This is a genomic window from Aquabacterium sp. (assembly GCF_041909175.1).
Taxonomy (GTDB): Bacteria; Pseudomonadota; Gammaproteobacteria; order Burkholderiales; family Burkholderiaceae_C; genus Aquabacterium.
The window spans coordinates 208260-228394 of the sequence record NZ_JAYRDZ010000004.1 but is presented as its reverse complement, the minus strand read 5'-3'; the positions used below and the strand labels follow the sequence as shown (position 1 = coordinate 228394).

Sequence of the window (20135 nt, the reverse complement as noted above, 5' to 3'; positions counted from 1 at the left end):
ACGAGGTGTGCCGGGCGTTGAAATGGACTGGTTGCCATTGTAGGTGGGGGACAATATCCCCATGTCAGAAGTCAGCCCACTGAATTTTTCATCACACGACTACCGGCCAGCCTGTTTTGCCTTGGTGCCTTGTGCCGGGGTGGGAGAGCGGGCCGGCGTAGGTGGCCCCAAGCAGTATCACCCAGTAGCTGGGCGGGCTGTCGTGGCGCACACCCTGGCAGCATTGCAGCAAGTGCCCCGTCTGGCCGCTACCCTGGTGGTGGTGTCTCCTCAGGATGATCTGTTCGAGACGCATGCGCCCGAGTTCGCAGGCGAGCGGGCGTGGGTGGCCCGGGTAGGGGGCGCGACCAGAGCGGACAGCGTTGCCAATGGCCTTGAAACCTTGCTGGCTCAAGGGGCTCAGGCGCATGATTGGGTCTTGGTCCACGACGCCGCACGCTGCTTGATACGGCCTGCCTGGATCGATCGCTTGATCGATGCCTGTCAGGATGACGAAGTAGGGGGCTTGTTGGCGCTGCCTCTGGCCGACACGCTCAAGGAGGCTGTGTCGGGCGCTCAAGCTGAAGTGCGGGCCTGCGCAACGATCGATCGTGCGGGCAAATGGGCCGCGCAGACACCTCAGATGTTCCGCCTTGGCTTGTTGCGTGCGGCACTCAGGCTGTCGCTGAGTGACCCGGCCACCGCGGCGGCGGTGACCGATGAGGCCAGCGCCATCGAGATGCTGGGGCATCAGCCTCGGCTGGTGGTGGGTGACTATGAGAATTTCAAAGTCACCTGGCCGGGTGATTTCGCGCTGGCCGAACGCTTGTTGGCGTCACGCGGCACAGCTTGACGGCATCACCAGGACACTTCCTGGTCAGGCGAGGCCTTGATGCGGTGGATCGACAGGTCGGCCCCATCAAACTCTTCCTCCTGGGACAGGCGCAGGCCAAACAGCTTGTTGATCACACCATAGACCAGCACGCTGCTGATCAAGGCAAAGGCCACGATCAGCACCGTTCCCAGCAACTGGGTGCCAAAGTGCACGCCACCCGCGCCGCCTAGTGCTGTCTGACCAAAAATGCCTGCGGCAATGCCACCCCATGCCCCGCACAGACCATGCAGTGGCCAGACGCCTAGCACGTCGTCGATCTTCCACTTGTTTTGAGTCAGGGTGAACATCGTCACGAAGATGGCGCCAGCAATGGCGCCGACCACCAGGGCACCTGCGGGGTGCATGATGTCTGACCCAGCGCATACGGCAACCAGACCTGCCAGCGGGCCGTTGTAGACGAAGCCAGGGTCATTGCGGCCCATGAGTGTGGCGACGAGTGTGCCGCCGACCAGGGCCATCAGCGAGTTGACGGCAACCAGACCGGAGATCTTGTCGATGGTTTGTGCACTCATCACGTTGAAGCCGAACCAGCCCACAGCCAGGATCCAGGAACCGAGCGCGAGAAACGGGATGCTCGACGGTGGGTGTGCCGACATGGCGCCGTCCTTGCGGTAGCGATTGCGGCGAGCACCCAGGATCAGCACGGCTGGCAGTGCGATCCAGCCGCCAAAGGCGTGCACAACCACCGAGCCGGCGAAGTCGTGCAACTGCCCGCCCGTGACCGACTGAAGCCAGTCTTCGAAGCCAAACTTGTTGGCCCAGACGGAACCTTCGCACAGGGGGTACAGCAGTCCCACGATCACAGCGGTCGCCAGCAACTGCGGATGGAACTTGGCCCGTTCCGCAATGCCGCCGGAGATGATGGCCGGGATGGCCGCGGCAAATGTCAGCAAGAAAAAGAATTTCACCAGTTCATAGCCATTCTTCTGGGCAAGCACATCGGCGCCGCTGAAGAAATCTATCCCGTACGCAACGGTGTATCCGATGAAGAAGTACATGATGGTCGATACGCAGAAGTCGACCAGGATCTTTACCAGCGCATTGACCTGATTCTTGCCTCGCACGGTACCAAGCTCAAGAAAGGCAAATCCTGCATGCATGGCCAGCACCATCACGGCGCCCAACAGGATGAACAGTGCATCAGCACCTTGCTTCAATGTCTCCATCGGCATACCCAAATTCAAAAAGATCGAATGACAAAACCGCAACCAGAACGCACCATGGTGTAGCGACTGGTTGAAATCGCACCACATGAATGCAATTTGTGTGCCATTGTGGGGCGCTCAATGGGGGGGTGCACAATGCTGGGGATGCATTCAATTGGTGATTGATATTGCCTATGCGCACCAATGCGGAGCGTGTGCGCGGTGTTGGTGCGTCGTGATGCTTGCCTTCTGCTGCGACAATCAAGCCCTGCAAAGAGGTGCAACATGAATATTCGAGTTGGAGAGGGGTGGGACACCCACGCCCTGGTCACGGGGCGTCCACTTGTGTTGGGTGGGGTGACGATTCCCCACACGCATGGGTTGCTGGGGCATTCCGATGCAGACGCCTTGCTGCACGCCATCACCGATGCCGTGCTCGGTGGGGCTGCGCTGGGCGATATCGGTCGGCACTTTCCCGATACCGACCCGCAGTTCAAAGGGGTCGACTCGGCCGAATTGCTGAAAGAGGCCGTGCGCAGGGTGGCAGCCTCTGGCTGGCAGGTAGGCAACATCGATTGCACGATCACTGCGCAGGCACCCACGATGGCGCCCCATATCCCGGCCATGCAGGCGCGCATCGCCGAGGTCCTTGGTGTGGCTGTGTCTCAGGTGAACGTCAAGGCGAAGACCGCCGAGAAAATGGGGCCGGTCGGCGAGGGGCGCTCCATCGAGGCCCGTGCCGTGTGCCTGCTCGTCAGCTTGCCCGCTTCAGTTTGATCTGGGCGAGCAGCCCGCCACCGGGTGCATTGGCCAGGTCCAGTTCTCCGCCCATGCGCTGGAGGGCTTTTTCGACGATGGCAAGGCCCAGGCCGGCACCCGTTGCGGCTGTACGGGCGGCATCGCCGCGGAAGAAGGGGGTCGTCAGCTGTATCAGCTTCTCGGGCGCGACACCTGGGCCGTGGTCGCGGACGCTGAGCACCACCCAGGAACCCGAGCGGGCATAACCCACCTCGACGTTGGCCACCCCAGTGTAGGTGTTACGCCCGTAACGCCGTGCGTTTTCAAACAGGTTGGTCAGCACCCGTCCCAGTTCGGTCTCATCTGCCATGACTTTGGTGTCGATGGGCAATTTGGCCGTGATCCGGATGCGTTTGGTGTCTCGGAACTGGCTGATGGCGCGATCAACCACCGAGGACACATGGACCGGCACTAAGGTGACTTCGCCCGGACGTGCATAGTCCATGAACTTGTCGATGATGGCATCAAGCTGGTCGATGTCAGCCGCAATATTGCGCTTGGCCTCTTCGTCCACAACGCTCATTTCAGCCTCCAGCCGAAGCCGGGCCAGTGGGGTGCGCAGGTCGTGCGAGATGCCGGCCAGCATCACGGCGCGGTCCTCTTCGATCTTGGCCAGTTGCTGGGCCATGCGGTTGAAGCCTTGATTCACCTCACGAATCTCGCGGGTGATCATGGTTTCGTCCAGCACGGAGTCGTATTCACCTTCCCGTATGCGGCTGGCGGCAAAAGACAATTCTTTGAGCGGCTGGTTGATCAGTCGTGCAATCGCGGCCGAGCCAAAGATGGTCGCAAAAAAGGCGATGCCCACCCAGATCATCCAGGTGCGGCCTGTGATCGGCTCAACCCGTGATGCATCGGCTTGCAGCCAGTAGTTATCTCGTTCGATCTGGAAGCCAACCCACAGACCCGGCACGTTGTTGACACTGCTGGCGACGATGGTGGCGGGGCCGAGACGCGATTTCAGCTCGCGACCAATGGCTTCAGTGAAGCGGCTGACCTCGAAAGGCTCGAACTGATCCGAGGGCTCTCGGGGCTTGAGGGTGATCGACTCCTGTTCCGACAAGGTCTTCACCACCGCCACGCGGTTGATGCTGTCTGAATACCGCAGGGCCGCCCTGGACAGGTTCACCAGACTGGCGATCTGTTGGGCAGCCTGAACGGTGCGGGGCTCGAATTCCAGCGCACGAAATGTTTGCACCCACGCCACGATCCCTGCCGTCAACAGCAGGCCCATGAGGATGAAGGTGCGCCAGAACAGACTGAGGGCGAAGCGGCTCCTAGGCATGGTGCTGCGCTATCAAGCCCCGCCGTCCGGAACGAACACGTAGCCGACGCCCCAGACCGTCTGGATGTACCGAGGCTGCGAAGGATCGGGCTCGATCATCTTGCGCAGACGCGAGATCTGCACGTCCAGGCTGCGGTCGAAGGGCTCAAACTCTCTGCCGCGCGCCAGTTGGGCCAGCTTGTCCCGCGACAGCGGTTGACGCGGATGCCGGACCAGGGCTTTCAGCATCGAGAACTCGCCTGTGGTCAGTGCGATCGGCTCGCCCTCCTTGCTGAGGCGTCGCAACGCCAGATCAAACTCGAAGGGACCGAAGGTCACGGTTTGTGCCTCTTTCGAGGGGGCGCCAGGCGCTTCTGGTGCAGGGCGACGACGCAGCACAGCGTGGATGCGGGCCAGCAGTTCACGAGGATTGAACGGCTTGGGCATGTAGTCATCGGCGCCGACTTCCAGGCCCACGATGCGGTCAACATCCTCGACCTTGGCGGTGAGCATGATGATGGGGGTCAGGTCATTGGCGGCGCGCAGGCGGCGGCAGATGGACAGGCCGTCTTCGCCCGGCAGCATCAGGTCGAGCACGATCAGGTCTACTGTCTCGCGCGTCAGCAGGCGGTTAAGTGCCTTGGCGTCTTCAGCCAGCAGCACCTCAAAGCCTTCCTGGCTTAGATAGCGGCGGAGCAGGTCCCGGATGCGCGCATCATCGTCCACAACCAGAATGCGATCCGGGCGCTGGGTAGTGGCATTCGCGTTCATGTCTGCTGTCCTCGTGATTTTGTAACAGAGGGGGATTGTGCGCAGTTTGACGGGCCGAATTCACCCCCCTTGACTGCTTGTTACAAATATTGCTTCCTTCAGCGTACGCGGTCAAGCATGGTTATCAGGGTTTCTCGTGCATGCTCGGTCAGCGCGTGTCGTGCCTGGTGCGTTTTGCACCCAGGCCGCGTTTTGAAAACGGGGTTCGAGAAGGAGCATCCATGAATACGATTTCTTCGGTGTGGCCAGTCAGGTCCTGGGTCTGTGCCTTGGTATCCGCCCTTGCCCTGGTGGGTGCCACTGCTGCCCATGCGGAGGAAGCCCGGCAAAACGTGCTGACCTTCCAGTCGACAGCCACGCAGGAATTCACGCAGGATTTGATGACCGTCACCTTGCAGGTCACGCGTGAGGGCACGCAGGCAGCGGATGTGCAGACCGCGCTCAAGCAGGTATTGGACGGGGCGCTGAAGGAGGCTCGTGGCGCAGCAGTGGCCGATGGCGGGCTGGAGGTGCGAACGGGCACGTTCCATGTCTATCCGCGCTATGGCAGTTCCGGTCGCATCGTGGGTTGGCAGGGTAGTGCGCAGCTCGTTTTGCAAGGTACGGACACCACACGCATCGCCCAGACTGCGGGCCGTTTGACCCAGTTGAATGTCGTGAACGTTGGTTACGGCTTGTCTCGTGGCCTGCGCGAACGAAACGAGTCTGCGCTGACGTCGCAGGCCATTGCGCAATTCCGCGAGCGTGCTGCGCAGTTGTCGCGCGAGTTCGGTTTCAAGAGTTATGCGCTGGGTGAGGTGGCCATCCAGTCCGGTGAGGCCGGCATGGAGGCTCGCCCCGTCATGATGGCTGTCAGAGCCAAGTCGGTCGACATGGCAGATGCCCCACTACCGGTCGAACCAGGCAAAGGTTCCATGAGTGTCACGGTGTCTGGTCAAATCGTACTCAAGCCCTGAGTCATCTGGGCGCGTCGCGTGTCGGGGTCGGGGGTGTCAGGTGAGGCTGTCCTGCCAGACCCCGCCTTTCAACAGTTCGTGCGGATGGAATTGGGCTTTGTAGGCCATTTTCTGGCTCTCTGCGATCCAGTAGCCCAGGTACACATAGGGCAGGCCCAACTCGCGCGCCTGCCTGATTTGCCAGAGCACACCGTAGGTGCCATAACTGGTATGAGGTTCCGGCTCATAGAAGGTGTAGACGGCAGACAGTCCGTCGTTGAGGATGTCCAGAATGGACACCATCTTGAGCGGCCCTTCATCCTGGCCGGGTTCCGGGGGTAGCCGGAATTCGACCAGGCGGGAGTTGGCGCGACTTTGCAGCAGAAACTGGGTGTACTGGTCAATCGAGTCGTGGTCCATGCCGCCACCCTTGTGTCGGCCCGCCTGGTAACGCAGATACAGCTGGTAATGCTCGGGGGAGAAGCACAGCCTCAGTACTCGGGCCTCCAGCCCCTCATGTTGCCTGACGGCGCGCTTCTGGCTGCGATTGGCCACAAACCGTTCAACTGGTATGCGAAGTGGTGTGCATGCGCGGCAGCCGTCGCAATAGGGGCGGTAGGTGAACAGCCCGCTGCGTCGGAAGCCAGCCGAAACCAGCCCTGAATACACATCCGCATTGATGAGGTGGTTGGGTGTGGCGACCTGTGAACGCGCCATCCTGCCGTCCAGGTAACTGCAGGGATAAGGTGCTGTAGCGTAGAACTGCAGCGAGGCGAGAGGAAGGTCCTTCAGGTGGGTCACGGGGCGGCTGTCAGAAATGACCAGAGATCGTCATGATAGGTCCAGTCAGTCGGCTCATCGAGCTCGACCACCTGTTTCAGGTGGGCTTCAAACCGGCTTCTAGGCCAGGTGTGCCCTCCCATGGACGTCAGGTGTGCGGTTCGTTGCTGGCAGTCAATGACGCTGATGTGATTGGCTCGGCAAAAGCACACGAGGGCTGCCAGCGCTATCTTGGATGCATCGGTACGCCACGCAAACATGGATTCACCAAAGAACATCCGGCCGATGTTGACGCCATACAGGCCACCGACCAGTTCACCATCCATCCAGGTTTCGAACGAATGGACCGCGCCATGCTGGTGCCACAGACGATAAGCCTTTTGCATGGCAGGCACGATCCATGTGCCAGCCTGGCCTGCGCGTGGTGTGCTGGAGCAGGCTTCGATGACCTGCGCGAACGCGCTGTCGACCCTGATTTCGCAGCCCGGTGTCCGTCTGAACCGGCCGATGGTTTTGCGCAGCGAGTGACTGAGGTGGAACTCATCTACTGGCAGCACCATGCGGGGCTCAGGGGTCCACCAGAGTATGGGCTGGCCTTCGCTGAACCAGGGGAAGATGCCTTGGCTGTAGGCCTGACGCAGCCGTGACGTACTCAGGTCGGCGCCGGCAGCCAACAGACCGGGGGCGTCGGTATCTGAACCCCAGGCCTGTTGCGTCGGGGGGAAGGGTGTGTGCGCGTCAAGCCAGGCAATCATGGTCCCGCAAGCATAGCGAAAGAGCGCGGACGAAAAAAAGCCCGATGGCGAACCATCGGGCTCAAGGGTACCTTGAACAGGTTCAGGAGGTACCGAGGAGACAACCTTTCAGGAGTGCCGCTTGTCCAGGGCGGCATCTCTGTGATTCGGTCTGACGCAGAAAGTTCAAACTTTTGCGTCAGAAGGGCCATCAGGCCGACTTGCGAGCAGTCTTGGCGGCAGTCTGGCTGGCCTTGACAGCAGTGTTGGTGATGGCCTGGATGTTGGCTTCGGCAACGTCAGCAGCTTGCTTGGCAGCTTTTTGCACGCTGTCAAAGGCGTTGTTGGCAGCGGCGACGGCCGACTTCACCAGCACCACAGCGTTTTCAGTGCCGGCGGGGGCGTTCTTGACAGCGTTGTCCACGGCAGCCAGAACCTTCTTCTGGGCGTCAGCCATTTGGCTTTCTGCCACCTTGCTCACTTCAGCGCTGGTGGCCGAAGCGATGTCGTACAGGTGACGGCCATAGGCAGCGGCCTTTTCGGCGGCGGGTTGCAGCAGGCTGGTGTTCAGGGCCAGCAGTTCTTGGGCATCCTTGGCGGTCAGGGCGGCCTTGGCGTGCTCGGACACTTCGTCCAGGGTGGTCTTGGCAACTTGCAGGTTCAGTTCAACCAGCTTCTCCACGCCTTCGAAGGCCTTTTGGCTCAGATCGAACAGGGTGGTCAGGTTGGCCTTTTGGTTTGCCAGGATTTGTTCAGCGGTCAGCATGTCAGTTCTCCGTATCGAGTGATGAGGTTGGTCGCTGCGCGAGGGGCTCAAACTGCTTTGTTGCGCTGCAACATGGATGCAAGTATAGGCATCTGTTGAACGAATGCAAGTGTTTTTTGTGCGCTGCAACAAAAAATTCATGAACATCTTTGCGGCACGTTTTACGCCGGAAGTGATCGGCATGGCCTACACTTGCGCGTCCTGAATTCCAACAAGCCTGATCACAGTCATGAGCCTGCTGCAAGTCACCCCTGGCGCCAAGGCGCCCGATGCCTTCAATGTCATCATCGAGATTCCTGCTAATGCGGATCCGATCAAGTACGAAATCGACCATGAGACCGGCGCGGTGTTCGTTGACCGTTTCATGGGTACGTCGATGCACTACCCCTGCAACTACGGCTACGTTCCGCAAACCATCGCTGCCGATGGCGACCCGGTCGATGTGCTGGTTGTGACTCCATTCCCGCTGCAACCCGGCGTGGTGATTCCTTGCCGCCCTCTGGGCATCCTGAAGATGGAAGACGAGGCCGGTGGCGACTCCAAGCTGGTGGCTGTGCCGACCGAGAAAATCTGCGCGATGTACAAGTCGATCCAGAAGCTGGAAGACCTGCCCGAGCTGCTGGTTCAGCAGATCAAGCACTTCTTCGAGCATTACAAGGATCTGGAGCCCGGCAAGTGGGTGAAGGTTGTTGGCTGGGAAGGCATCGATGCCGCCAAGGCTGAAGTGACCACCGGCATGGCTGCTTTTGCCAACCACAAGTAAGCCAGGTCCAGGCCAGCTCTGATGGCAGTGCTGACCACGGGATCCGAAAGCCGCGCAGGCGATGGCCGCGCGGCTTTTTTGTTTTCAGTGCAGCTGAATTCAGTCGATGCGCTTGATCACCTTGGTCAAGGTCGACGCAATCTGGTCGATCTGCGCTTCATTGATGATCAGGGGAGGCGATATGGCGATGTTGTCACCGGCGGCCCGTACAAGCACACCTTCTTCCCAACACCCGAGAAATACCTCAAAGGCGCGGCGCCCCGGCGCTGCACCCGGGCGTGGGGCGAACTCGATGCCCGCGACCATGCCGATGTTGCGGATGTCCACGACGTGCGGCAGGCCTTTCAGCCCATGGAAAGCATTGGCAAACGTGGCCTCCATGTCTGCGCCACGTGTCAGCAAGGATTCCTCGGCGTAGGTGTCCAGGGTGGCCAGCGCCGCGGCACAGGCCATCGGGTGCGCAGAGTAGGTGTAGCCATGAGGCAGCTCGATTGCTGCGGTGGGCCCTTGCATGAAGGCATCGTGAATGTCTTGTTTCACAAACACCACCCCCATGGGGATGCAGCCATTGGTCACGCCCTTGGCTGCGGTGATGATGTCCGGCGTCACCCCGAAGCGTTGCGCTGCAAAGGGCGCGCCCACGCGGCCAAAGCCGGTGATGACCTCATCAAAGATCAGCAGGATGCCGTGCTTGTCGCAGATGTCACGCAACCGCTGCAGATAGCCCTGCGGAGGCAGCAGCACACCGGTGGAGCCGGCCATGGGTTCGACGATCACGGCGGCAATCGTTGACGCGTCGTGCAGGGCGACCAGGCGCTCCAGGTCGTCTGCCAGTTCGGCTCCATGTGCTGGCTGCCCTTTCGTGAAGGCATTGCGAGCCGGGTCGTGGGTGTGGCGCAGGTGGTCCACGCCACTCAGTTGCGAGCCAAACAGTTTGCGATTGGGACCCATGCCGCCCAGTGCCGTGCCGCCGAAATTGACGCCGTGGTAGCCGCGCTCCCGCCCGATCAGCCGGGTCCGTTGCGCTTCGCCACGCACGCGGTGATAGGCCAGGGCAATCTTCAGGGCTGTGTCGACGGACTCGGACCCCGAATTGGTGAAAAACACGCGGTTCAGTCCCGGCGGCGTCAGTTGAATCAGGCGCTCGGCCAACTCGAATGCAAGCGGGTGCCCCATCTGGAATGGCGGGGCAAAGTCCATCTCGCCGGCTTGCCGTGCAATGGCTTCAACAATGCGGGGGCGGGCGTGGCCTGCGTTGACACACCAGAGCCCTGCCGTGCCGTCGAGGATCTGGCGGCCTTCCGGTGTCCAGTAATGCATGTCCTTTGCCTTCGACAGCATGCGGGGAGCCTGTTTGAAGTCCCGGTTGGCTGTGAATGGCATCCAGAAAGCATCCATGCCTGTACTCATTGCTGCTCCTTCTGTTTTAAGGTGGTTCGTTGGCAGCTTACAACGGCTTCATGACCCTTCTTCACAGGGTTGTCAGGGGCGTCTGGCAGGCTGTCCGGTGGTCTGTGAAAGATGTGTCTTATATAAGATATAAGTCCTTGTATTTTTTCCTGGATCATGTAAGATTCGGGTTTTCTAGTACCTCCCACCAACCCCTCGGAGATCGTCATGACGAAACTCACCCGTGAACAGCAAATCGCTGCCCTGGAAAAAGACTGGGCCGAAAACCCCCGCTGGAAGCTTGTCAAGCGCGGCTACTCCGCTGCTGACGTTGTGCGCCTGCGCGGCAGCCTGCAGCCTGAGTACACCCTGGCCAAGAACGGCGCTGAAAAGCTGTGGGAAAAGGTCAACGGCGGTGCCAAGAAGGGTTACGTGAACGCTTTCGGCGCCATCACCGCTGGTCAAGCCATGCAACAGGCCAAGGCTGGCCTGGAAGCTGTGTACCTGTCGGGCTGGCAAGTTGCTGCTGACGGCAACACCTCCGAAACCATGTACCCCGACCAGTCGCTGTACGCTTACGACTCCGTCCCCACGATGGTTCGTCGTATCAACAACACGTTCAAGCGCGCTGACGAAATCCAATGGTCGCGTGGCGTGAACCCTGGCGACGAAGGCTTCGTTGACTACTTCCTGCCGATCGTGGCTGACGCTGAAGCCGGTTTCGGTGGCGTTCTGAACGCTTTCGAACTGATGAAGAACATGATCGCCGCTGGTGCAGCTGGCGTTCACTTCGAAGACCAGCTGGCTGCTGTGAAGAAGTGCGGCCACATGGGCGGCAAGGTGCTGGTTCCTACCCGTGAAGCCATCGAGAAGCTGATCGCTGCTCGTTTCGCTGCTGACGTGATGGGCGTGCCCACCATCGTTCTGGCTCGTACCGATGCTGAAGCTGCCAACCTGCTGACTTCCGACTACGACGAAAACGACAAGCCTTTCCTGACCGGCGAGCGTACCCAAGAAGGCTTCTACCGCGTGAAGAACGGCCTGGAGCAATCCATCAGCCGTGGCGTTGCTTACGCTCCTTACGCTGACCTGGTGTGGTGCGAAACCGGCGTGCCTGACATTGGCTTCGCTCGTGAATTCGCTCAAGCCGTGCACGCTGCTTGCCCTGGCAAGCTGCTGTCGTACAACTGCTCGCCTTCCTTCAACTGGAAGAAGAACCTGGACGACAAGCAAATCGCCAAGTTCCAGGACGACCTGTCGGCTCTGGGCTACAAGTACCAGTTCATCACGCTGGCTGGTATCCACATCAACTGGTACAACACGTTCCAGTTCGCCCACGCTTACGCTCGCGGCGAAGGCATGAAGCACTACACCGAAATGGTGCAAGAGCCCGAATTCGCAGCTCGCGAAAAGGGTTACACCTTCGTGTCGCACCAACAAGAAGTGGGCGCTGGCTACTTCGACGACGTGACCACCGTGATCCAAGGCGGTTCGTCTTCCGTGAAGGCCCTGACCGGCTCGACCGAAGAAGAACAATTCCACTGATCGGCTGTCTGAAGCCCGCTGCGGTGGGCTTCGGTTTCCGATTCGGAATGCAAAAACCCGGCATCGAAAGGTGTCGGGTTTTTTTCTGGGCGGCTACAATAGCGTTCTTCGCGCCAGGCTTGGTGCGACACGTATGGATATCGACTGTAAGAAGCGTAGAAAGGCAACATACGGTTATGACACCGCGAACTTCGACCACCCCCTTTACCTCGACTGAGGTCTAGTCGGCTGGCCGCTGCTTTTGCGTTTCTTGCACCTACAAAAAGCGCGGCGACCTCCGCGCTTTTTTGTTGCCTGCTCCATTCTGAGGAAACCATGATTTCGATTCAATTGCCTGATGGCTCCAAACGCGAATTCCCGGGCCCGGTCACGGTCGGTGAAGTCGCTGCATCGATCGGCGCCGGTCTGGCCAAGGCTGCCCTGGCTGGCAGGGTAGGGCGCGGCGATGCCGCTCGTCTTGTGGATACGAGCTACCGCATCGAGGCAGACTCGGCGCTGGCCATCGTCACCGAGAAGGACGCTGATGGCCTGGATGTCATTCGCCACTCTACGGCGCACTTGCTGGCCTACGCGGTCAAGGAACTGTTCCCTGATGCGCAGGTGACCATCGGCCCGACAATCGAAGACGGTTTCTATTACGACTTCTCGTACAAACGCCCGTTCACGCCAGAAGACCTGGAGGCCATTGAAAAGAAGATGGCCGAACTCGCCAAGAAAGACGAGAAGGTCGAGCGCAAGGTGTTGCCGCGTGACGAGGCTGTGGCGTACTTCAAGGGGCTGGGTGAAAACTACAAGGCCGAAATCATCGAAAGCATTCCTGCTGATCAGGATGTGTCGCTGTATTCCGAAGGGGCCTTCACGGACCTGTGCCGGGGCCCCCACGTGCCCAGCACCGGCAAGCTCAAGCACTTCAAGCTGATGAAAGTGGCGGGCGCCTACTGGCGTGGCGATCACCGCAATGAACAGCTGCAGCGCATCTACGGTACGGCGTGGACCACCAAGGACGATCTGCAACAGTATCTGACCCGCCTGGAGGAGGCTGAAAAGCGCGACCACCGCAAGCTGGGCAAGGAGCTGGATCTGTTCCACATCGATGACCATGCGCCTGGTGTCGTCTTCTGGCACCCCAAGGGTTGGTCAGTCTGGCAGGCTGTCGAGCAGTACATGCGTCAGGTCTATCGCGACAACGGCTACCAGGAAGTGAAGGGGCCGCAGATCATCGACAAGACCCTGTGGGAGAAGACCGGGCACTGGGACAAGTACCGTGAAAACATGTTCACGACCGAATCGGAAAAGCGTGACTACGCGCTCAAGCCGATGAATTGTCCCGGTCACATCCTGATCTTCAATCAAGGCATCAAGAGCTACCGTGACCTGCCGATCCGCTATGGCGAATTTGGTCAATGCCACCGCAACGAGCCGTCGGGTGGTCTGCACGGCATCATGCGTGTGCGCGGCTTCACGCAAGATGATGGCCACATCTTCTGTACGGAAGACCAGATCCTGCAGGAGTGTGTGGACTTCACCGCGCTGTTGCAGAAGGTCTACAAGGACTTTGGTTTCACGGACATCATCTACAAGGTGGCCACGCGTCCTGAGAAGCGCATTGGCTCCGATGAGGTCTGGGACAAGGCCGAAAACGCGCTGATGGAATCGCTGCGTGCGACTGGCAGCGAGTTCACCATCGCCCCGGGTGATGGGGCGTTTTACGGCCCGAAGATCGAGTACACGCTGAAGGATGCGCTGGGTCGTCACTGGCAGTGCGGCACCATTCAGGTCGATTTCTCCATGCCTCAGCGCCTGGGGGCCGAGTATGTGTCGGACACAAGCGAGCGCAAGTTCCCGGTCATGCTGCACCGCGCCATCCTGGGTTCGCTCGAGCGTTTCATCGGGATTTTGATCGAGCAGCACGCCGGTTCGCTGCCTGTTTGGCTGGCTCCAGTGCAGGCTGTGGTGCTCAATATCACCGATGCACAGGCGGATTACGCAGAATCCATTGCCAAAGCGCTGCAAAAACAAGGACTTAGGGTCCAGTTGGATTTGCGCAACGAGAAAATCACGTATAAAATTCGCGAGCATTCGTTGCAGAAGGTGCCTTACTTCATCGTTGTCGGTGACAAGGAGAAGGCCGATGGCACCGTCGCCGTGCGCGCCCGAGGCAATCAGAACCTCGGTGTGATGTCACTCGATGACTTCTCCCAGAAGATCGCTCAAGACATCGCCAGCAAGGCCTGAGGCGGAAGCATGCCTTTTCTCGGTGGCTCGAGAGACGGCAAGCTTCCCCCTAGTCAGGGCGCGTCATCATGGTTAACCGGTGCGGGCGCGAGTCCGTTGCCTGAAGGAATTCGAGATCGCTAATTTTTTTGACCGCCGGACGCCTAATGTGGAGCGCAAGCACCGGCTGAATCGTGAGATCACTGCGCCCGAGGTTCGCCTCAACGGGGTCGAAAACGAGCCCCTTGGTATCGTCAGCATCCAGGACGCCCTGCGCATGTCGGCTGAAGCCGATGTGGATCTGGTTGAAATTGCCGCCCAGGCTGACCCTCCGGTCTGCCGCCTGATGGACTACGGCAAGTTCAAGTACCAGGAGCAGAAGAAGGCTCACGATGCCAAGATGAAGCAGAAGGTCATCGAGGTCAAGGAAGTGAAGTTCCGCCCCGGTACCGATGAAGGCGACTACCAGATCAAGCTGCGCAATCTGCGACGCTTCCTGGAAGACGGCGACAAAGGCAAGGTCACCCTGCGTTTCCGTGGTCGCGAGATCACGCACCAGGAGATCGGTTTGAAATTGCTGGAGCGTGTGCGCGACGATCTGGTAGATTGCTCGCTCGTTGAGAACATGCCCAAACTCGAAGGGCGCCAGATGATCATGATTCTGGCCCCCAAGAAGAAGAAATAACATCCTCCGGTTCGCCGGGGATGTCAGCCGGTGCGGTGGTTGGTCGCCGCCGCATCGACACCAAGTGCCTGCAGGCCATCAAGACGCGAAGCAGTTTCGCGGCGCCTGGCAGGAACAACGTAAAAGGAGCAGAACATGCCCAAAATGAAGACCAAGAGCGGTGCGAAAAAGCGTTTCCGCGTGCGTCCTGGTGGTACCGTCAAGCGCGGTCAAGCCTTCAAGCGCCACATCCTGACCAAGAAGAGCACGAAGAACAAGCGCCAACTGCGTGGTGCTACTAACGTGCACGTGTCCGACATGGGTCACATCGCTTCGATGCTGCCCTCTGCCGGTCTCTGATTTTCCGGTCTCGATTTCAACGCCGAAGGAGTAAACCATGCCTCGCGTCAAACGTGGTGTAACCGCCCGTGCCCGTCATAAGAAGGTCCTCGCCCTTGCCAAGGGTTTCCGTGGCCGCCGTAAGAACGTTTTCCGCATTGCCAAGCAAGCGGTCATGAAGGCTGGGCAATATGCCTACCGTGACCGTCGTGCCAAGAAGCGCGTCTTCCGCCGTCTGTGGATCGCCCGTATCAATGCGGGTAGCCGCGCTCTGGGCTTGACCTACAGCAAGTTCATGGCTGGCATCAAGAAGGCCTCGATCGAAATCGATCGCAAGGTTCTGGCTGATCTGGCTGTCAACGACCCGGCTGCTTTTGCTAGCTTGGTGGAGACTGCCAAGGCCAAGCTGGCTGCCTAAGCCTCTCAAGCACATGATGCTGAACTGGCTGTCTGCGCAAGCAGGCGGCCGGACGCCCACCCCACATGCATGCCGCATCGACCGGTGGGCGCCTGAACAAGGCCAGACCCTGCGTCCGGCCTTTTTTTTCGACGCAAGAAGATGAACGATCTTGACTCCTTGGTGCAGTCGGCCAGCGAAGCTTTCGCCGCTGCCGCTACGCCCGCTGATCTGGAAAATGCCAAGGCTCGCTTTCTGGGCAAGTCTGGCAGCTTGACCGAGTTGCTCAAGGGCATGGCTGCGCTGAGCCCGGAAGAGAAGAAGACCCGCGGTGCGGCCATCAACCAGGCCAAGCAAGGCGTGGAGGCGGCACTGAATGCCCGCCGTCAGGCCCTGGCCGACGAAGAACTTGCACAGCAACTGCGTGCCGAGCGTCTGGATGTGACGTTGCCTGGTCGCCGCCGCGGCGAAGGTGGTCTGCACCCGGTGTCGCTGACCCTCGAGCGCATGGAAGGCATCTTCGGCTCGATGGGCTTTGCGGTGGCCGATGGCCCGGAAATCGAAGCTGACTGGTTCAACTTCACGGCACTCAACACGCCGGAAGACCATCCTGCTCGGTCCATGCATGACACCTTCTATGTTGAAGGGGGGCACCTGCTGCGCACGCACACCAGCCCGATGCAGGTTCGTTACGCGGTACAACACGTCAAGCGTCATGCCGATGCACTGGCGCGTGGTGAGCGCATCCCGGAGATCCGCGTGATTGCGCCGGGGCGTACCTATCGGGTTGACAGCGACGCCACCCATTCCCCGATGTTCCATCAGTGCGAAGGCCTGTGGATCGGTGAAAGTGTGAGCTTCACGGACCTCCGCGCGGTCTTTGCCGACTTCTTCCGCACATTCTTCGAAACGGACGAGCTCGACATCCGTTTCCGTCCCTCTTTCTTCCCCTTTACCGAACCTTCGGCAGAGGTGGACATTGCTTTCGCCAGCGGGCCCCTGAAGGGGCGCTGGCTGGAAGTGGGCGGCTCAGGGCAGGTGCATCCGAACGTGGTTCGCAACTTCGGTCTGGACCCCGAGAAGTACATCGGGTTTGCGTTCGGCCTGGGGCCTGATCGCCTGACGATGTTGCGTTACGGGGTCAATGACCTGCGTCTGTTTTTCGAGGGTGATCTGCGCTTCCTGTCGCAGTTCCAGTGACCTTCCCGCAGGCCTGTCAACGCAGGCCTGCTCCAGCTATCGGAGTGGAATCATGAGCGCACGCATTCAAGCCTGGGCCGCCATGGAGTCCGGCAAGCCTTTGGTGCCCTATACCTTCGAGCCTGGCGAACTGGGGGCTGAAGAGGTCGAGATCGCGGTGGAGCACTGCGGGCTGTGCCATTCTGACTTGTCCATGCTGGACAACGAATGGCGCGCCTCGACCTATCCGCTGGTGGCTGGTCACGAGGTGATTGGCCGTGTTGTCGGCTTGGGGTCGCACGCCAAAGGGTTGAGGCTGGGGCAGCGGGTGGGACTGGGCTGGAATGCCGGCAGCTGCCTGCATTGTTCGCCCTGTCTGAGTGGCCGGCAGCAGATGTGTGATGAGGTGCAGCCGACCATCATGGGCCACCACGGTGGCTTTGCAGAGCGTGTGCGTGCGCACTGGCTCTGGGTTGCCCCCATTCCCGATGGGCTGGATGCGGCTGATGCCGGACCCTTGCTGTGCGGCGGTGTTACCGTGTTTTCGCCTTTTCTGACCTTCGATGTGAAGCCGACGCACCGTGTTGGCGTGGTGGGTATTGGCGGGCTGGGGCATCTGGCTTTGAAGTTCGCGCGGGCCTGGGGGTGCGAGGTCACGGCTTTCACTTCCTCAGAGTCCAAGCGAGATGAGGCTCTGCAGCTCGGCGCCCATCGCGTGGTGTCCAGCGTCGATGCGGCGTCGATGAAGTCGATCGCTGGACAACTGGATCTGGTGATCGTGACCGTCAACGTGATGCTCAACTGGAAAGCGTTGATGGGGACCCTGGCGCCTAACGGGCGACTCCACGTGGTAGGGGTGCTCAGCGAGCCGATGTCTGTCAATGGGCTGCAGCTCATCGATGGTCAGCGCAGCGTTTCGGGCTCGCCCACCGGTTCTCGCTCGGACATCGACCAGATGCTGGCTTTTGCCGCGCGTCACGGTATCAAGCCACAAACCGAACATTTCCCGATGAGCCGCATCAACGACGCGCTGGACCATCTGCGCGCGGGCAAGGCTCGTTACCGAGTGGTGCTGGATGCCGATTTCGCATCCGTTTGAACGTGCTGTTTCAAACCACTCCCAGATAGAAGTTTCAAGGATCTTTTCATGCAATTCCCGGAATCCTGGCTGCGTACATTCTGCAACCCTGATCTGAGCACCCAGCAACTCTCCGATCTGCTGACCATGGCTGGTCTCGAAGTGGAGGAGCTTGATCCTGTCGCGCCCCCATTCACCGGTGTGGTGGTGGCCCAGGTGCTGGAGGTGAGCAAGCATCCGGACGCGGATCGCCTGAACGTCTGCAAAGTGGACGCGGGTACCGGGGCCGTGTTGCAGATCGTCTGTGGTGCCCCCAATGTGCGTCCTGGGATCAAGGTGCCTTGTGCAACGGTGGGTGCGGAGTTGCCTCCTGGTGCGGACGGCAAGCCCTTCAAGATCAAACTGGGCAAGCTGCGTGGCGTGGAAAGCCAGGGCATGCTGTGCTCTGCGCGTGAGCTGGGGGTGTCGGAAGAGTCCTCCGGGCTGCACATTCTTCCCGAAGATGCACCCGTGGGCACCAACATCCGCGAGTACCTGAAGCTGGATGACACGCTGTTCACGCTGAAGCTGACACCGAACCTGGCGCATTGCCTGAGCGTGCTGGGTGTGGCCCGCGAGGTATCGGCTTTGACGGGGTCACCGCTCAATACCTTGGCCGTGCCGGCTGCGCCTGTGTCGCTGGCTGATCGCTTGCCCGCCAAGGTCGAGGCGGCTGACCTGTGCGGTCGCTTTGCTGGTCGTGTCATCAAGGGTGTGAACCCGAAAGCGGCTACGCCAGGGTGGATGGTGGAGCGTCTGGCCCGCTGTGGTCAGCGCAGTGTGTCCGCTCTGGTTGATATCTCGAACTACGTCATGTTCGAGCTGGGGCAACCTTCGCACGTGTTTGATCTCGACAAGATCCACGGTGGCTTGACGGTGCGCTGGGCCAAACAGGGTGAGTCCCTCAAGCTGCTCAATGGCCAGACGGTGACGCTGGATGAACAGGTTGGCGTGATTGCAGATGAGCAACTGGTGGAGTCGCTCGCCGGCATCATGGGTGGCGATGCCACGGCGGTGGGGGATGGCACGCGCAATGTGTATCTGGAGGCAGCGTTCTGGCAGCCCCGTGCCATCGCGGGGCGTGCGCGCCGGTTCAATTTCTCGACCGACGCTTCGCATCGCTTTGAGCGTGGGGTCGATCCTGTCAACACGGTGCAGGCCATTGAACGCATCACCCAGCTTATTCTTGACATCTGCGGTGGCGAAGCGGGCCCGGTTGACGACCAGATCGTGGTGCCAGCTCAGCGTGGCGATGTCACTTTGCGCTTGTCGCGTGCGCAACGCGTGATCGGCATGCCGGTGACCCTGGCGCAATGCGAAGAGGTGTTCCGCCGTCTGGGGCTGAGCTTCCGCACCGAGGCTGTCGAGGGTGATGTGCACCTGATCGTCTCGGCGCCGAGCTGGCGTTTCGACCTGCAGATCGAAGAGGATCTGATCGAAGAGGTGGTGCGCGTCATCGGCTTTGACAAGCTGCCGAGCCGTGCGCCCAAGGCGCCGATTCAGGCGCAGGTGCGCCAGGAGGGCCAGGTCGGCATGTATGCCGTGCGTCGTGCCGTGGCCGCCCGTGGGTACCAGGAAACCATCAATTTCAGCTTCGTTGAGGAGCGCTGGGAAAACGAACTGGCCGGCAATGCCCAGCCGATCAAGGTGCTCAACCCGATTGCCAGCCAGCTGAGTGTGATGCGCTCCAGCCTGATTGGCAGCCTGATCGAGGTGCTGCGAACCAATCTGTCGCGCAAGGCGGAGCGGGTTCGCATCTTCGAAGTCGGCCGTGTGTTCAGGCGTGATGATTCGGTGGTGGACTCCGACCAGACCGTGGCGGGCGTCAACCAGCCGGTGCGGGTATCCGGCCTGGCATACGGGGCCGCAGATGCGCTGCAGTGGGGCGTGGCTGCCCGTCAGGTCGATTTCTTCGACGTGAAGGGCGATGTCGAGGCCTTGCTGGCACCGCGTCGAGCCACGTTCGAGCCTGCTGAGCACCCGGCTTTCCATCCGGGGCGCTGTGCCCGTGTGGTCGTGGGTGGTCAGGCCGTCGGCTTCGTCGGCGAGTTGCACCCCAAGTGGCGCCAGGCTTACGAGCTGCCTAGCGCGCCGGTGCTGTTCGAGTTGGATGCGGCGGTGCTGGCCCAACGTGTGGTGCCCAGCTATCAGACGGTGTCTCGTCTGCAATCGGTCTTCCGCGATCTGGCCCTGGTCGTCAATGACCTCACCAGCCACGATGCACTCATGGCGGCTGTTGCTGCCGCCTCGACCGATGGTCTGGTTCGCGGTGCGCGTCTGTTCGATATCTACAAGCCCAAGACGCCGGTGGCGGGTATCGGTGACAATGAACGCAGCTTGGCCATTCGCCTGGAACTCCGCGATGACGAGCAGACCCTGACTGACGAGCGCACAGAGGCCGCGGTCAAGGCTGTGGTGGCATCGCTGGCGGAGCGCGCAGGTGCACGCATTCGGGCGTGAC

General features: G+C 60.4%; 19 protein-coding genes. 12 read left to right on the top strand and 7 right to left on the bottom strand.

Annotated elements, in window-relative coordinates:
- Positions 1 to 61 precede the first annotated feature (61 nt).
- Positions 62 to 832 (top strand): 2-C-methyl-D-erythritol 4-phosphate cytidylyltransferase, encoded by a 771-nt coding sequence (gene ispD / locus ACE3PH_RS07960; RefSeq protein WP_374317637.1) that lies wholly within the window; start codon positions 62 to 64, stop codon positions 830 to 832.
- A gap of 5 nt (positions 833 to 837) precedes the next feature.
- Here ispD and ACE3PH_RS07955 read toward each other — a convergent pair whose 3' ends face one another.
- Positions 838 to 2040 (bottom strand): ammonium transporter, encoded by a 1203-nt coding sequence (locus tag ACE3PH_RS07955; RefSeq protein ID WP_374317635.1) that lies wholly within the window; start codon positions 2038 to 2040, stop codon positions 838 to 840.
- A gap of 264 nt (positions 2041 to 2304) precedes the next feature.
- Between ACE3PH_RS07955 and ispF the strand changes: the two genes are divergently transcribed.
- Positions 2305 to 2796: a 2-C-methyl-D-erythritol 2,4-cyclodiphosphate synthase gene (ispF, locus tag ACE3PH_RS07950; protein WP_374317633.1), complete on the top strand. Its 492-nt coding sequence runs from the start codon at positions 2305 to 2307 to the stop codon at positions 2794 to 2796.
- Here ispF and ACE3PH_RS07945 read toward each other — a convergent pair.
- Both ACE3PH_RS07945 and ompR read right to left on the bottom strand, forming a co-directional pair.
- Positions 2774 to 4102, bottom strand: a complete 1329-nt coding sequence (locus tag ACE3PH_RS07945; protein WP_374317631.1) for an ATP-binding protein — start codon at positions 4100 to 4102, stop codon at positions 2774 to 2776. The genes ispF and ACE3PH_RS07945 overlap by 23 nt on opposite strands.
- 12 nt (positions 4103 to 4114) lie before the next feature.
- On the bottom strand, positions 4115 to 4852 hold the full coding sequence (gene ompR, locus ACE3PH_RS07940; RefSeq protein WP_374317629.1) for a two-component system response regulator OmpR: 738 nt from the start codon (positions 4850 to 4852) through the stop codon (positions 4115 to 4117).
- Between the two features lie 221 nt (positions 4853 to 5073).
- On the opposite strand from ompR, the gene ACE3PH_RS07935 reads away from it, so the two are divergent.
- The gene (locus ACE3PH_RS07935; protein ID WP_374317627.1) at positions 5074 to 5808 is read left to right on the top strand and encodes an SIMPL domain-containing protein; all 735 of its coding nucleotides are present in this window, start codon (positions 5074 to 5076) and stop codon (positions 5806 to 5808) included.
- Between the two features lie 36 nt (positions 5809 to 5844).
- Here ACE3PH_RS07935 and ACE3PH_RS07930 read toward each other — a convergent pair whose 3' ends face one another.
- The 3 genes from ACE3PH_RS07930 to phaP form a co-directional block, all read right to left on the bottom strand.
- Positions 5845 to 6588: an arginyltransferase gene (locus tag ACE3PH_RS07930; RefSeq protein WP_374317625.1), complete on the bottom strand. Its 744-nt coding sequence runs from the start codon at positions 6586 to 6588 to the stop codon at positions 5845 to 5847.
- Positions 6585 to 7322 (bottom strand): leucyl/phenylalanyl-tRNA--protein transferase, encoded by a 738-nt coding sequence (gene aat, locus ACE3PH_RS07925; RefSeq protein ID WP_374317623.1) that lies wholly within the window; start codon positions 7320 to 7322, stop codon positions 6585 to 6587. The genes ACE3PH_RS07930 and aat overlap by 4 nt, the downstream gene beginning before the upstream one ends.
- Before the next feature lie 190 nt (positions 7323 to 7512).
- The gene (gene phaP, locus ACE3PH_RS07920) at positions 7513 to 8067 is read right to left on the bottom strand and encodes a TIGR01841 family phasin (RefSeq protein WP_374317621.1); all 555 of its coding nucleotides are present in this window, start codon (positions 8065 to 8067) and stop codon (positions 7513 to 7515) included.
- Positions 8068 to 8296: 229 nt separating this feature from the next.
- On the opposite strand from phaP, the gene ppa reads away from it, so the two are divergent.
- On the top strand, positions 8297 to 8830 hold the full coding sequence (ppa, locus tag ACE3PH_RS07915) for an inorganic diphosphatase (RefSeq protein WP_374317619.1): 534 nt from the start codon (positions 8297 to 8299) through the stop codon (positions 8828 to 8830).
- Positions 8831 to 8929: 99 nt separating this feature from the next.
- On the opposite strand, the gene ACE3PH_RS07910 is transcribed toward ppa, so the two are convergent.
- The gene (locus tag ACE3PH_RS07910; protein WP_374317617.1) at positions 8930 to 10240 is read right to left on the bottom strand and encodes an aspartate aminotransferase family protein; all 1311 of its coding nucleotides are present in this window, start codon (positions 10238 to 10240) and stop codon (positions 8930 to 8932) included.
- Positions 10241 to 10447: 207 nt separating this feature from the next.
- On the opposite strand from ACE3PH_RS07910, the gene aceA reads away from it, so the two are divergent.
- The 8 genes from aceA to pheT all read left to right on the top strand — a co-directional run bounded on the left by aceA (position 10448) and on the right by pheT (position 20134).
- A complete protein-coding gene (gene aceA, locus ACE3PH_RS07905; RefSeq protein ID WP_374317615.1) occupies positions 10448 to 11764 on the top strand; it encodes an isocitrate lyase in 1317 nt (438 codons plus the stop codon).
- A gap of 315 nt (positions 11765 to 12079) precedes the next feature.
- Entirely contained in the window at positions 12080 to 13999 is a 1920-nt protein-coding gene (gene thrS, locus ACE3PH_RS07900; protein ID WP_374317613.1) for a threonine--tRNA ligase, read from the top strand.
- Between the two features lie 148 nt (positions 14000 to 14147).
- The gene (gene infC / locus ACE3PH_RS07895; RefSeq protein WP_374317611.1) at positions 14148 to 14663 is read left to right on the top strand and encodes a translation initiation factor IF-3; all 516 of its coding nucleotides are present in this window, start codon (positions 14148 to 14150) and stop codon (positions 14661 to 14663) included.
- A 135-nt stretch (positions 14664 to 14798) separates the two neighbouring features.
- A complete protein-coding gene (gene rpmI / locus ACE3PH_RS07890) occupies positions 14799 to 15002 on the top strand; it encodes a 50S ribosomal protein L35 (protein WP_374317609.1) in 204 nt (67 codons plus the stop codon).
- 37 nt (positions 15003 to 15039) lie between these two features.
- Entirely contained in the window at positions 15040 to 15399 is a 360-nt protein-coding gene (gene rplT / locus ACE3PH_RS07885; protein ID WP_374317607.1) for a 50S ribosomal protein L20, read from the top strand.
- Between the two features lie 141 nt (positions 15400 to 15540).
- On the top strand, positions 15541 to 16578 hold the full coding sequence (gene pheS / locus ACE3PH_RS07880) for a phenylalanine--tRNA ligase subunit alpha (RefSeq protein WP_374317605.1): 1038 nt from the start codon (positions 15541 to 15543) through the stop codon (positions 16576 to 16578).
- A gap of 52 nt (positions 16579 to 16630) precedes the next feature.
- Positions 16631 to 17656: an NAD(P)-dependent alcohol dehydrogenase gene (locus ACE3PH_RS07875; protein WP_374317603.1), complete on the top strand. Its 1026-nt coding sequence runs from the start codon at positions 16631 to 16633 to the stop codon at positions 17654 to 17656.
- A gap of 48 nt (positions 17657 to 17704) precedes the next feature.
- On the top strand, positions 17705 to 20134 hold the full coding sequence (gene pheT / locus ACE3PH_RS07870; RefSeq protein ID WP_374317601.1) for a phenylalanine--tRNA ligase subunit beta: 2430 nt from the start codon (positions 17705 to 17707) through the stop codon (positions 20132 to 20134).
- Position 20135 lies beyond the last annotated feature (1 nt).